The sequence below is a fragment of the Bacillus sp. z33 genome (assembly GCF_058313615.1).
Genome location: NZ_JBZFQN010000003.1, coordinates 1 through 14,365 on the forward strand (window position 1 = coordinate 1; position 14,365 = coordinate 14,365).

12 protein-coding genes and 1 rRNA gene are annotated in these 14,365 nt (G+C 37.8%); 5 read left to right on the forward strand and 8 right to left on the reverse strand.

The annotated features are described in order from the left end of the window. The 8 genes from AC4G3L_RS11885 to dnaA all read right to left on the reverse strand — a co-directional run. A 16S ribosomal RNA gene (locus AC4G3L_RS11885) occupies positions 1-315 on the reverse strand; the annotation flags it as partial. Between the two features lie 505 nt (positions 316-820). Next, positions 821-3,349, reverse strand: a complete 2,529-nt coding sequence (gene gyrA / locus AC4G3L_RS11890) for a DNA gyrase subunit A (protein WP_491077201.1) — start codon at positions 3,347-3,349, stop codon at positions 821-823. A gap of 148 nt (positions 3,350-3,497) precedes the next feature. After that, entirely contained in the window at positions 3,498-5,420 is a 1,923-nt protein-coding gene (gene gyrB, locus AC4G3L_RS11895) for a DNA topoisomerase (ATP-hydrolyzing) subunit B (RefSeq protein WP_491077716.1), read from the reverse strand. Between the two features lie 56 nt (positions 5,421-5,476). Continuing rightward, positions 5,477-5,713, reverse strand: coding sequence for an extracellular matrix regulator RemB (remB, locus tag AC4G3L_RS11900; protein WP_491077202.1), 237 nt, complete (start codon positions 5,711-5,713; stop codon positions 5,477-5,479). Positions 5,714-5,723: 10 nt separating this feature from the next. After that, on the reverse strand, positions 5,724-6,842 hold the full coding sequence (gene recF, locus AC4G3L_RS11905; RefSeq protein ID WP_491077203.1) for a DNA replication/repair protein RecF: 1,119 nt from the start codon (positions 6,840-6,842) through the stop codon (positions 5,724-5,726). Positions 6,843-6,859: 17 nt separating this feature from the next. Beyond that, on the reverse strand, positions 6,860-7,075 hold the full coding sequence (gene yaaA / locus AC4G3L_RS11910) for a S4 domain-containing protein YaaA (RefSeq protein WP_491077204.1): 216 nt from the start codon (positions 7,073-7,075) through the stop codon (positions 6,860-6,862). Between the two features lie 113 nt (positions 7,076-7,188). Continuing rightward, positions 7,189-8,322, reverse strand: a complete 1,134-nt coding sequence (gene dnaN, locus AC4G3L_RS11915; protein ID WP_491077205.1) for a DNA polymerase III subunit beta — start codon at positions 8,320-8,322, stop codon at positions 7,189-7,191. Between the two features lie 209 nt (positions 8,323-8,531). Next, on the reverse strand, positions 8,532-9,884 hold the full coding sequence (gene dnaA, locus AC4G3L_RS11920; protein ID WP_491077206.1) for a chromosomal replication initiator protein DnaA: 1,353 nt from the start codon (positions 9,882-9,884) through the stop codon (positions 8,532-8,534). A 595-nt stretch (positions 9,885-10,479) separates the two neighbouring features. Between dnaA and rpmH the strand changes: the two genes are divergently transcribed. The 5 genes from rpmH (at position 10,480) to mnmE (ending at position 14,363) form a co-directional block, all read left to right on the forward strand. Beyond that, the gene (gene rpmH / locus AC4G3L_RS11925; RefSeq protein WP_491077207.1) at positions 10,480-10,614 is read left to right on the forward strand and encodes a 50S ribosomal protein L34; all 135 of its coding nucleotides are present in this window, start codon (positions 10,480-10,482) and stop codon (positions 10,612-10,614) included. A 202-nt stretch (positions 10,615-10,816) separates the two neighbouring features. Continuing rightward, complete coding sequence (rnpA, locus tag AC4G3L_RS11930; protein WP_491077208.1) at positions 10,817-11,161, forward strand: ribonuclease P protein component; 345 nt, start codon at positions 10,817-10,819, stop codon at positions 11,159-11,161. Positions 11,162-11,284: 123 nt separating this feature from the next. Beyond that, positions 11,285-12,073 carry a YidC family membrane integrase SpoIIIJ gene (gene spoIIIJ, locus AC4G3L_RS11935; protein WP_491077209.1) on the forward strand — a complete coding sequence of 263 codons (789 nt, stop codon included), beginning with the start codon at positions 11,285-11,287 and terminating at the stop codon, positions 12,071-12,073. Continuing rightward, the gene (gene jag, locus AC4G3L_RS11940; protein WP_491077210.1) at positions 12,070-12,687 is read left to right on the forward strand and encodes an RNA-binding cell elongation regulator Jag/EloR; all 618 of its coding nucleotides are present in this window, start codon (positions 12,070-12,072) and stop codon (positions 12,685-12,687) included. Before spoIIIJ ends, jag begins: the two co-directional genes overlap by 4 nt. A gap of 290 nt (positions 12,688-12,977) precedes the next feature. Next, on the forward strand, positions 12,978-14,363 hold the full coding sequence (gene mnmE, locus AC4G3L_RS11945; protein ID WP_491077211.1) for a tRNA uridine-5-carboxymethylaminomethyl(34) synthesis GTPase MnmE: 1,386 nt from the start codon (positions 12,978-12,980) through the stop codon (positions 14,361-14,363). The last annotated feature ends 2 nt before the right edge of the window (positions 14,364-14,365 follow it).

Consider the following 14,365-nt stretch of genomic DNA (forward strand, 5'->3'; position numbering starts at 1 on the left):
CGATCACCCTCTCAGGTCGGCTACGCATCGTTGCCTTGGTGAGCCGTTACCTCACCAACTAGCTAATGCGCCGCGGGCCCATCCGTAAGTGTTAGCCGAAGCCAACTTTCCTTCTCTCCTCATGTGAAAAGAGAACCTATTCGGTATTAGCACCGGTTTCCCGGAGTTATCCCAATCTTACGGGCAGGTTGCCCACGTGTTACTCACCCGTCCGCCGCTAATCATTGGGAGCAAGCTCCCTTTGATTCGCTCGACTTGCATGTATTAGGCACGCCGCCAGCGTTCATCCTGAGCCAGGATCAAACTCTCCGAAAGATGTTTGATCTAGCTAAATTTTTAAAGCAAATTGACGAGATTTATAAAATCTCTTGTTTTTTAGACTTGCTTGGCGTTTCGTTTTGTTTAGTTTTCAAAGAACAATCTGTTTTATTGTCGTTTTAACGACTTAACTATCATATCAAGTTAGCAATCGTTTGTCAACAACTTTTTAATTTTATTTTTATAGCTCTTTGCTTCCCGATGTTTCTCGGTCAGCTAAATTAGTATATCAACTTCTAATCAGTAATGCAATACATTTATTTAAAAAATAACAAAAAAGTTTACTGAATCACATGACTACCTAAAATCAGATGCAATCTCCGACACTTATCAGCTTCATCCCTACAATCTGAACTCTCTTTCACTCATTAGCATACCCGCCAAGTCAGACCAATGTTAATGCTCAATAAACAAAAAATAACTTAAACAATCCTCACTAAAAACAACACCTCTTATCAAAAGAAAGAGGTGTTGTCAGGAAAGTCTATTTAATATACATCTATTATTCTTCTTCACTTGAATTCAGTGATTCGGTATCTGTACCTAGATCTTTTTCTTCTATAGATTCTTCCTGCTCGTCGTCCCCAGGTGAATCTTCGTCTTTTTGTACCTTAGCTACCGTGGACACATATTGATCATCACCAGCTTCAAGTCTGATCAATTTAACACCCATTGTATTTCTGCCTAAACGGGATATCTGACCAACATCCATACGGATGACCACACCAGCTGCAGTAATAACCATAAGGTCTTCTTCCCCTGTAACAGTTTTTACAGATACTAAAGAACCTGTTTTATCCGTTATATTGCATGTTTTGATTCCTTTACCGCCACGGCTTTGGATTCTATATTCTTCTTCTCCGGTCCGCTTACCGTATCCATTGCGAGTAACAATTAATATATCATGATTTTCCTCGAGTATATCCATACCGACTACTTCATCATTTTCACTTAAGGTAATACCTTTAACACCCGTTGCTGTACGTCCCATTGAACGTACATCAGTTTCCGGGAATCGGATCAATTGCCCATCTTTTGTTCCAATGATTATGTTTCGTGTGCCATCAGTTAATTTAACGGATATCAATTCATCATTTTCACGTAAACCAACTGCAATCAGTCCATTGTTTCTTATATTGGCAAAAGAAGATAATGGCGAACGTTTAGAAATCCCTTGTTTTGTAGTAAAGAATAAGAACCAATCATCCACAAATTCTTCAACCGGAATAATCGCATTAATCCACTCACCTTTTTCAATCTCAAGTAAGTTTATAATTGGGAGTCCTTTAGCTGTACGTCCATATTCAGGGATTTCATAACCCTTCGAACGATATACTTTCCCTTTGTTCGTGAAGAAGAGGATCGTATCGTGCGTTGAAGTTGTAAGCAGATGCTCAACAAAATCATCTTCATTGGTACCCATTCCCTGAATGCCGCGTCCTCCACGGCGCTGACTTCTGTAAGTTGAAGCCGGAAGTCGCTTAATGTACCCTTTATTTGTTAAAGAGATAACGATATTCTCTTGAGGAATTAAGTCTTCATCCTCAATGTGTTCAAGACCGGTCAATACAATTTCTGTTCTTCTTTCGTCATTGAACCGTTCTTTAATTTCAGTTAACTCTTCACGAATTAAGTCAAGAAGCTTTTCTTCGTCAGCAAGAATGGCTCTTAATTCGCCAATCAATGTCATAAGCTCTTTATATTCATTTTCGATTTTATCTCTCTCTAAACCTGTTAATCGTTGCAGACGCATATCAAGGATTGCCTGAGCTTGCTTTTCAGTCAATTCAAACTTAGTCATTAATCCTTCTCTTGCTATATCAGTAGTTTGAGAACCACGGATTAAGGCTATAATTTCATCGATATGGTCGAGTGCAATTCTCAATCCTTCTAAAATATGCGCTCTTGCTTCTGCTTTACGAAGCTCAAATTGCGTTCTTCTGCGAATGATTACTTTTTGGTGTTCCAAATAGTAATATAGCATTTGTTTCAGATTTAGAACCTTTGGCTGATCATCAACAAGAGAGAGCATATTAATACCAAATGTTGTTTGCATAGCTGTATGTTTATATAAATTATTTAAAAGTACGTTCGCATTCGCGTCTCTTCTTAATTCAATTACGACACGCATACCATTACGGTCAGACTCATCACGTAAATCTGTAATACCTTCGATTTTCTTATCCCGTACCAACTCTGCAATACGTTCAACTAGTTTGGCTTTGTTCACTTGGTATGGAAGTTCAGTTACAATAATGACCTGTTTACCGTTTGGTTTCTCCTCAATAAACGATCTTGCCCTTAACGTGATGGAACCGCGGCCAGTTTCATAAGCCTTGCGAATACCGCTTCTACCCAAAATTTGTCCAGCAGTTGGAAAATCAGGGCCCGGGATAATTTCCATCAATTCCTGTATGGTGATCTCAGGGTCTTTACTTAAAGCAAGCACACCATCAATGACTTCTCCTAATTGATGCGGAGGAATATTCGTAGCCATACCAACCGCAATTCCGGAAGAACCATTTACAAGCAGGTTAGGAAAACGTGATGGAAGTACAACAGGTTCCTTTTCTGAACCATCGTAGTTGTCTCGGTAATCAATTGTATCCTTGTTTAAGTCTCTGACTAACTCCATTGATATTTTAGACATACGGGCTTCTGTATAACGCATTGCCGCAGCTGAATCACCATCAACAGATCCAAAGTTACCGTGTCCATCTACCAGCATGTACCTAAGGTTGAAGTCCTGAGCCATACGAACCATCGTGTCATAGACTGCCGTATCACCATGAGGATGGTATTTACCGATAACTTCACCAACGATACGTGCTGATTTCTTAAATGCTTTATCCGACGTCATACCTAAATCATTCATAGCGTACAGTACACGCCTATGAACAGGCTTTAGCCCATCACGAACATCCGGAAGTGCTCTGGCTACGATAACACTCATAGCATAATCCAAGAACGATGTTCGCATTTCCTGACTTATATTTATTTCTTTAACTCTCGAGTTTTCCATTTCCGCCATGGAATTACCTCCTCTTATCCGCAAAATCCAGTTATACATGTAAAAAGACAGGATAGTTGTTGTCTATCCTGCAGGAAACATGTATGGATTGCTATTTCCCAATTTCATAACAATCGCATTTAAGACCATACTGAAAAATCAACCGAATTTATATATCCAAATTCTTAACATGCAATGCATTGTCTTCAATGAAATTACGACGTGGTTCTACCTTGTCACCCATTAACATTTCAAAGGTTTCATCAGCATCAATTGCATCTTCTAGAGTGACCTGTAACAAGGTTCTGTGTTCCGGATCCATGGTTGTATCCCATAGCTGGGTCGCATTCATTTCTCCCAAACCTTTATAACGCTGCATACCAGGTTTTGGTTGGTTAGGAAGCTCCTTCAAAATACTTTCCAGCTCTCGATCATTATAAGCATACTCTATACGTTTGCCTTGCTGTATTTTGTATAAAGGCGGCTGTGCAATATAGATATACCCATTTTCAAGAAGCGGTCGCATATAACGGTAGAAGAACGTCAGCAATAAAGTTCTGATATGAGCTCCATCAACATCGGCATCAGTCATAATGACAACTTTATGATATCGAGCCTTCGTAATATCAAAATCCTCGCCAATACCTGTTCCTAAGGCTGTTACAATCATTCTGATCTCTTGATTGCCAAGAATTCTATCCAGACGTGCCTTCTCTACGTTTAATATTTTACCGCGCAATGGCAAAATGGCCTGGAAGTGACGATCACGGCCGGATTTTGCCGATCCACCGGCAGAATCACCCTCAACGATGTAAATTTCGCTTATCGATGGATCTTTGGAAGAGCAATCTGCTAATTTCCCTGGTAGGTTGGATATTTCCAAGGCACTCTTTCTTCTAGTCAGTTCGCGGGCTTTCTTGGCTGCCGCTCTCGCTCTCGCTGCCATTAATCCTTTATCAATAATTTTTCTTGCTACGCTTGGATTCTCAAGCAGGAATTTTTCCATTTTTTCAGAGAAAACAGAGTCTGTAATCGTTCTTGCTTCAGAATTGCCTAGCTTGGTTTTCGTTTGTCCTTCAAACTGGGGATTCGGATGCTTAATCGATACGATTGCTGTTAAGCCTTCTCGAACATCTTCGCCGGTTAGATTCAGGTCATTTTCCTTGAAAATACCGTATTTTCTTGCATAGTCATTAATCACACGCGTTAAGGCTGTTTTAAAACCAGATTCGTGGGCCCCACCTTCATAAGTATGAATATTATTGGCAAATGAATAAATATTACTTGTAAAACTGTCATTGTATTGCAAAGCAACTTCAACAGAAATTCCGTCTCTTTCACCTTCTACAAAGATTGGTTCTTCATGAAGTACCTCTCTTGTACGGTTGAGGTGTTCTACATAGGATTTAATGCCGCCCTCATAGTAATATTCATTTTCTTTACCATCTTCACGTTCATCCTTAATCGTAATCTTAATGCCACGATTTAAGAAGGCTAATTCCCTTAACCTTACAGCCAAAATCTCATATTCATAAATAAGAGTTTCTGTGAAAATTTCGTCATCCGGTTTAAATGTAATAGTTGTACCAGTACGGTCGGATTCACCTAAGATCTCAAGCTCACCTTTTGGTACTCCTCTTTCAAAACGTTGAAGGTGAATCTTGCCTTCACGTTCTACACGCACGGTTAATTCAGTAGACAGGGCATTAACAACTGAAGCACCTACACCGTGAAGCCCGCCGGAGACCTTGTAGCCTCCGCCGCCGAATTTACCGCCGGCATGCAAAGTAGTCATAATAACTTCTACTGCAGGACGGCCTACTTTTTCGTGTATACCAACCGGAATACCACGGCCATTATCCTTTACCGTAATACTGTTATCTTTATTGATGAATACATTAATTTCATCACAATATCCTGCCAGTGCCTCATCGATACTGTTATCAACAATTTCCCAGACCAGATGGTGAAGCCCTCTGGAACTTGTAGAACCAATATACATACCGGGTCTTTTACGTACCGCTTCTAACCCTTCAAGTATTTGTATCTGGTTTTCATCATAAGATTCTTTTTGTATTTCTTTTTGCTCCATTGTCAAACCATTTCACCTACACTTTTCATGCATTATTTCGTATCTTATCGGTTGTGTTACAACGTAGACATCTTTGCGGTTTTTCGTTTCAAAGCAGTTGGTCCAATTGGTGAAAGATAGATGTGATAACCGGTGACCACAATTGATTTGGACTTACCTTCAGCCAAATCAATGACCTTATTTTCATCCAAAAATTTTTGCAGACCAGTTGAACCAGATAGCATCTTAGCATCAAGTATCGTAACCAGTTCACTGATTTTAACTACAATATCGTTTCCGACATGAAGATACATCCGAACCACCTCATTTCACTCTGGACATTGTTCCGCTTTTCACTTGAAAGGTCGCGGCTTCCCTCAATGTTTGATGATCGATTCCATCAACGCTTGTGGTCGTTACAAATGTTTGTACCTTACCTTGAATGGTATTCAGCAAATGAGATTGTCTGTAGTCATCCAGTTCAGAAAGAACATCATCAAGCAGAAGAATTGGATATTCATTAATTTCTGAATGAATTAGTTCAATTTCAGCTAATTTTAAAGATAATGCCGTAGTTCTTTGCTGACCCTGTGATCCAAACGTTTGCACATCATGTCCATTTACGAAAAATTGCAAGTCATCTCTATGGGGACCAATTAATGTTGTGCCACGTTCTTTTTCCCTTGTACCTATTTTATCAAATTTTTCCTGAAATCTTTCTACTATTTTCGACAAATCCATAGATTCTGATACCTCTATGGATGGTTTATATTGAATATCCAGTGTTTCAAGGCCTCTTGAAATGCCTTTATGGATAGGTTTAGCCCAACTTTTAAGCAATTCTAGGAATTCAAATCTTTTTAAAAGAATTCTTGCAGCATAATGAATAAATTGTTCATTTAGAACAGCAAGCATGGCATCGTCTGATTTTTTGCTCAGTTGCACCTGTCTCAAAAACGCATTTCGCTGATTAAGAATCTTTTGGTATTGATTACTATCATGTAAATAAACAGGTGATACTTGTCCTATTTCCATATCTATAAATCGTCTTCTAATTAAAGGGCTGCCTTTAACCAGGTTTAAATCCTCAGGGGCAAACATGATCACATTCATATTGCCAACATACTGGCTTAAACGCTTTTGCTCTAAATGATTAATTTTGGCTTTCTTGCCTTTTTTGGAGATAATTAAATCTAAGGGAAGAGTCCCTCTTTTTTTAAGCACTCTACCCTCTATTCTAGCATACTCCTGGTCCCACCCAATAAGATCTTTATCATTTGAGGTGCGGTGAGACTTGGCCATTGCCAATACATACATAGCTTCCATCACGTTTGTTTTTCCCTGGGCATTTTCCCCCAGTATAACGTTCACTTTATTTTCAAATTCTGCAGTCAGACTTTCATAGTTTCTATAATGCTGAAGACTAATCTTTTCAAGATACATATCTCAGATCCTTTACTTTAATCCGTAATGATATAGGAACCGACTTCCGGGATTTCAATACGGTCTCCAACCCGGAGTTTTTTGCCTCTGCGAACATCCAGTTCACCATTTACGTATACTTCATATTCTGCAAGAAACCATTTTGCACTTCCTCCAGAATCGATGATACTCGCTAATTTTAAAAATTGTCCGAGAGTAATATACTCGGTTTGAATGTGTATTGATTCCATCATAAGATCCCACCTGTAAAAGTCTCTAAAAGTTTATTTTACTAAATAATTTGGTTTTGCACAAAAAGAACCTGTTTCGATGCATATATACAAACAGGTTCTTTGAATGAATAAAGTTAATATGTTCTTACTGGCAATATAAGCTGAAGCATGCTGTCGTCTTCCACACCTTTAAGAACAAACGGTCTCATGGCTCCAGTGAAATTAATCGTCACTTCTGTTACGTCTAATGCTTTTAGGGCATCCATCATATATTTCGCACTAAAGGATATTTTTAATTCTTCACCTTCGATCATTTGTGTAAGGATTTCCTCTGTTACCGTGCCAACTTCTGGTGTATGGGAAGAAATTTCAATATAAGAATCTTCAATCGTAGAAAGCTTAACGACATTATTCCGGCTTTCTCTCGCTAATAAAGAAGCACGATCAATGGCATGGAGAAGTTCTTTTGTATTGATTTTAACATCCGTTTTACTTTCATTTGGTATTAATCGGGATGTATCTGGATAATTTCCTTCTAATAATCTTGAGAAGAATAATAAATTTTTTGATTTAAACAGAACCTGATTTTCTGTAAATATAATATTGATTTCTTCATCCGTATCATCAAGGATTTTGCTCAATTCATTCAAGCTCTTCCCTGGGACTACTACACTGTAGCTGTCTCCATTTCCATTAATCACCGTTTTCCTCATGGCCAGCCTGTGGCTGTCTGTTGCAATACAGATAAGTTGTCCATCTTCAATACGCCAGTTTACACCTGTCAACACAGGGCGTGTTTCTGAGGTGGACACTGCAAATATAGTTTGACGAATGATATTCTTTAACAAATCTATTGGCATGGAGTACATATGCTGTTCCTCCATTTGAGGAAGCTGTGGATAATCTTCAGCATTTAGCCCATTGAGTTTATATTCAGCTTTTCCTGAACGAATAATTGTTTGTAGATGGGCATATACTTCTAAATCTACAGTACTTTCAGGAAGTTTTTTTACGATATCAGCAAAGAAACGGGCTGGTAAAACAATAGATCCAGGCTCTTTAATTTCAACTAATTCATTATCTTCTTCTTCAGCTGGAATGAAAGATTCGATAGATATATCAGAATCGCTTCCTGTTAAGGTAACTCCTTCTTCAGTCGCTTTGATTTTTATTCCAGTTAGAATCGGTATAGTAGTTCGGGTCGAAACCGCTTTTAGAACATCTGTCACGCTTTGGACGAGACGGTCACGCTGAATCGTAATTTTCATGAGTAATCCTCCCAATAATGATGATTGATTTTAGATACATATTTATTAATTTATATTTAAAAATAAAAGAAGAAGTACTAGTAGGGCCTGTGGAAATGTGGATAACTAGACTTTTCGACTGAAAAACAGTCTATCCACATGTGGACAGACTGTGAGTAATCTTGATAACAACTTACTTGATTATCAACAGTTAGTAACTACTTTGTTAATCAGTGACTGTTAAGTTTTAACGTAATTTCTTTAACATGATCCTGCATCTGAGGATCGCTTTGCATAAGCTTAGATATTTTTTCATGGGCATGTATAACAGTTGTATGATCCCGTCCGCCAAACTCTTCACCTATTTTAGGAAGAGAATAGTCCGTCAGCTCCCTGGAGAGATACATGGCAATCTGTCTAGGAAAAGCAATCGATTTTGTCCGTTTTTTAGCTTTGAAATCATCTAGTTTTATATTAAAGTATTCTCCAACTACCTTCTGAATATCCGCAATAGAAATGATTTTTGGTTTCGAATTAGGAATAATATCTTTTAACGCTTCAGCAGCTAAATCAGCGTTAATATCCTTATTTATTAAGGATGAATAAGCTACGACACGTATGAGTGCACCTTCGAGCTCACGAATATTGGAATCGATTTGATTTGCGATATAAATCATGACTTCATTTGAAATATCCAAACGTTCAGCTTTCGCTTTTTTCCGTAGGATCGCAATTCTAGTCTCAAGATCCGGAGGCGTAATATCGGTGATTAAACCCCATTCGAAACGAGATCGCAGCCGGTCTTCAAGAGTAGGTATCTCCTTCGGAGGGCGGTCACTTGAGATTACGATTTGCTTACTTTCCTCATGAAGTGCATTGAACGTATGGAAAAATTCTTCCTGAGTAGACTCTTTTCCAGCTAAAAATTGGATATCATCGATTAGCAGAACATCGACACTGCGATACTTATTGCGGAAATCTTCTGCTCGATTATCACGGATTGAGTTAATAAACTCATTTGTAAATTTCTCTGAAGATAAATAAACAACCTTGGCTGATGGGTTGTGCTCTAAAACATAATGACCAATTGCATGCATTAAATGCGTTTTCCCAAGCCCAACTCCTCCATATATAAATAAAGGATTGTAGGCTTTTGCAGGTGCTTCTGCTACAGCTAAGGATGCAGCATGTGCAAAACGATTACCGGACCCAATAACAAAAGTATCAAATGTATACTTAGGTATTAATAAGGTTTGCGGAATCTCATGCTGCTCATCACTTCCTCTTCTGACCCTTTTCGCCGGAGCCGGTAAATCGTAGTCTTCCTCTTTTTGGTTATGGGGAATAATAAACTTAACTTCCAGTTGTTCCCCTGTACTTTCGTATAAAACCTCACCTATGACATCTGAATAACGTTCTTCCAGCCAATCGCGGGCAAATTCGTTTGGTGCTACCACAGTAAGTGTGTCCTTTTTTAAGGAATGTGCCTTTGTTGATTTTAGCCAGGTTTCAAAGCTTGGCTTGCTTATTTTCTTTTCTAATATTGATAATGAGTGCTTCCATAGTTCATCTATATTTTTCACTCGTTGATCCTCCTTCTAAGACAGCCAAACCACCATAAACTCGAATTTAGACAAAATAAATAGAAAATGTATAAATATAAAAAACTATGCATAAGGAATATTATGGGGATTATTAGTTTTCGACAATATCCACTTCCTGTGGACAAAGTTATACGGTACTGCGCAAAATTCTATCCACATGTTATTAACAATGTGTGGATAAGTTATTTATGTGGATAAGTTATTAAGAATGAAAACAAAAAATATGATATCAAAAATTTGCTGGAGTTGCAACGTTTTTTGTTGTTTATCCACAATATGCAGTGGATGGGGGTTAAAGTTTTCCACAAGAGGTTTATTTGTGAGAAACCTGTCGAAAAGGGGTGTGGATTGTTAAAATTGATTAATTTAATTATCCACAACCTATCCATAGACGGCAAGTCTAATTTGTAAAAAAGAAATGAGGAAAACTTCATGCAGATTCATTTAGAGAAGTTTGAGGGGATCAGTATGGAGAGTTTTTCGTTGTTTAAAAGTATAAGTTGACAATTACGTATTGCCATCTATATAATTGTAAAGACTGTCTTTAACTGTAATCCTCAGGGAGGTGTACTATATGAAAAGAACGTACCAACCAAATAAACGTAAACACAGCAAAGTTCATGGGTTCCGTGCCCGTATGAGCACTAAAACCGGACGTCGTGTTCTTGCAGCTCGTCGTCGTAAAGGAAGAAAAGTTTTATCTGCCTAGACCACTGACCTTTTCAGTGGTCTTTTTTTAAGTTTAGAGCAGTTTTGGTGGAAAGAGATCTGGAATATATAATTTATAAGTTTAAATTGACGTTTTAATAATGCTGAAATTTGTTAATGATGTACAATGGAACTGTAATGGGTTTTTGGAAAATTGACCCCAATTATAAGTTGAAATGTATGTGTTAAGTGCAGGTGGATAAATGAATAAAGAGCGCAGGATAAAAAAAAATCAGGAAATCCAGGAAGTATTTCAAAAGGGCAAGTCTTTTGCAAACAGACAATTTGTCATATACGTATTTAAAAAGAGGGGACAGGCAGATTTTCGGCTTGGACTTTCAGTAAGTAAAAAGATTGGTAACGCAGTGACACGAAATCGTGTTAAACGCTATGTTAGACAATCTTTCTTAGAATTAGAAGATCGAATCATGTCAGGAAATGACTATATTGTAGTGGCCAGAAAGCCAACTTCAGAAATGGATTTTCATGAATCGAAAGCAAGCCTTATTCATGTTTTAAAACGTGCAGGCGTCTTGAAAAAAATATAAGCATGGCGTTCTGTTACAAAAAAGCCTAAAACATGTTAGGCATGGACATCTAAAAGATGTTAAAATACATTTATTGCATATAAGAGGTTAAAACCTTTTAAGTTAGTTAGGAGGAAATAAAGCTTGAAGAAGAAACATATGCTTCTCTTTGGTTCGGTTATTTTTCTCACCGCTGTTCTATCGGGATGTAGTGAAGTTAATCAACCGATCACTTCAGAAAGTACAGGAATTTGGAACCAATACTTTGTTTATCCGCTTTCTTGGCTGATAACCAAAATGGCTGAGTTACTTGGAAATGAATTTGGCTTTTCCATTATTATTGTCACTATAATGGTTAGATTATTGATTTTGCCATTGATGATTAAACAAATTAAAAGCACAAAAGCTATGCAGGCTATTCAACCGGAAATGAATAGGTTGAAAGAGAAATACAGCTCTAAAGATGCTGAAACTCAGCAAAAGCTACAACAGGAAACAATGGCTTTGTTTCAAAAACATGGTGTAAATCCTTTAGCAGGATGTTTGCCGATTTTTATCCAAATGCCAATTTTGATTGCGTTCTATCATGCAATTATGAGAACAACTGAAATCGCTAATCATAGTTTCCTTTGGTTTGATTTAGGAGACAAGGATCCATACTTTATCCTTCCGCTGATTGCAGGGGTAACAACCTTTATTCAACAAAAAATATCCATGGTTGGACAGGATGATAATCCAACTATGCAAATGATGCTATACATTATGCCGATTATGATTATTGTGTTCGCAATTAACTTCCCGGCAGCACTATCTCTATACTGGGTTGTTGGTAATATTTTCTCGATTGCCCAAACTTACTTCATTAAAGGGCCTGATTTAAAGCAAGCAAGAGCCGATAAATCAAATGTAAATGCCGGAGGTAAGAAAAAGTGAAACAAGTAACCGCTACAGCCCAAACAGTTAATGAAGCTGTTGAATCTGCTCTTAAGGAATTAAATACAACGAAGGAAAAGATTGAAATCCAAGTTGTAGATGAAGGAAAAAGAGGTTTTTTAGGCCTGTTTGGCTCAAAACCGGCTATTGTTAAGGTGACTGTTAAGCATGATCCGTTAGCAGAAGCAAAGCAATTCATCGAGAATGTAGCAGAAAAAATGGGTGCAGAGGTACATGTTCATCATAAGCAAGAAGGCAAAGTAGTTACATTTGAGTTATCAGGTGAAAAAATAGCCATGCTGATTGGAAAAAGGGGTCAAACCTTAAATTCCCTTCAATACCTGACGCAACTTGTTGCCAATAAAAACTCTTCTCAATATTTAACGATTATGCTGGATGCGGAGGATTACCGGAGCAGAAGAAATGAAGCATTAACTAATCTTGCGGAGAAGATGGCAAACAAAGCCATCTACACCAAAAAAGAAGTATCATTGGAACCGATGCCTTCCTTTGAAAGAAAAGTGATTCATACGGCATTGATGAATAACAAAAAAGTCAAAACGTATTCTGCCGGTTCCGAACCTAATCGACATATTGTGATTGCGTCAAAATAAATAGTGTGATTAAAATCTCCGGATGATTTCGGAGATTTTTTTGATGGAGCGGCTTAAGAAGTAAAATAAAGTAAAATTTCCATTTAATGAACAAACTATCCAATATGACAATTGCAAAAGATAATAATGTCATGAAAAGGAAGAATGTGCTTAGATTCTTGTTATTCACATGTGGATAAGTTAAAATTATACGTACTGCATTTTAATGATTGTGGATAAGAACGGCAGATAAAGATATTAGCCGATATATAATAGTATTGTTTATTTCTTTTATGAAAGGAGTATACTTCATGGATTTTGATACAATTGCTGCGATATCGACTCCCATGGGCGAGGGAGCGATTGGGATTGTTCGTATTAGTGGCAATGAAGCAATAAATATTGCAGATACGGTCTATCGCAGCCCAAAAGGAAAAAGATTGACTGAAGTACCAAGCCATACCATTCATTATGGGAATATCATAGACCCTAAAACAAATTCCCTCATAGAAGAAGTGATGGTGACCGTGTTAAAAGCTCCAAATACGTTCACACGTGAAGACATCGTTGAAATCAATTGCCACGGTGGCTTAGTTTCTGTGAATCGGGTACTTCAACTTATTTTAAGACAGGGAGCTGCTTTAGCTGAGCCTGGTGAATTTACAAAACGGGCATTTCTAAATGGACGGATTGATTTATCTCAAGCGGAAGCGGTTATGGACCTAATCAGAGCTAAAACAGATAAAGCAATGAATGTAGCTTTGGGGCAAATTGAAGGGAAACTATCAAGATTAATAAAAAACCTGCGCCAGGATATTCTTGAAACATTGGCACAGGTGGAAGTGAATATAGATTATCCTGAATATGATGATGTGGAAGAAATGACCCATCACCTATTTAAGGAACGTTGCGAGTTTGTCAGCGCTGAAATTGAAAAATTGCTGCAAACCAGTCATCAGGGAAAAATTTTAAGAGAAGGCATTTCGACTGTTATTGTTGGAAGACCAAACGTAGGGAAGTCTTCTTTATTAAATAGTTTGGTTCAGGAAAACAAAGCGATTGTTACCGATATTCCCGGTACAACGAGGGATGTAATTGAAGAATATGTTAATGTAAGAGGTGTACCCCTGCGTTTAGTGGATACTGCCGGGATTCGTGAAACAGAAGATATAGTTGAACGAATTGGAGTTGAACGTTCCAGAGAGGTATTAAAAAAAGCTGATTTGATTCTACTAGTATTAAACCATGCTGAAGAGTTTACTGAAGAAGATCAATTATTGTTTGAAGCCGTGAATGGCATGGATGTTATCGTGCTCATTAACAAAACAGATCTTCCAGGAAAACTGGATATAAATAAAGTAAAAGCTGCTGCAAAGGACTATTCGATTATTTTAACATCGTTAAAAGAAGACAAAGGTATTGATGACTTAGAAGAAGCCATCTCTAATCTTTTCTTTGAAGGGAACTTAAATACCGGCGATGCGACATATGTATCTAACTCGCGTCATATTGCCCTTTTGAATCAAGCTAAACAGGCAATTGATGACGCGCTGGCTGGCATTAATGAAGGTGTGCCTATTGACCTGGTTCAAATTGATTTAACAAAATCATGGGAACTATTAGGGGAAGTTATTGGAGAAAGTGTCCATGAAAGTTTAATTAATCAATTGTTTTCGCAGTTCTGTCTTGGGAAATAAGG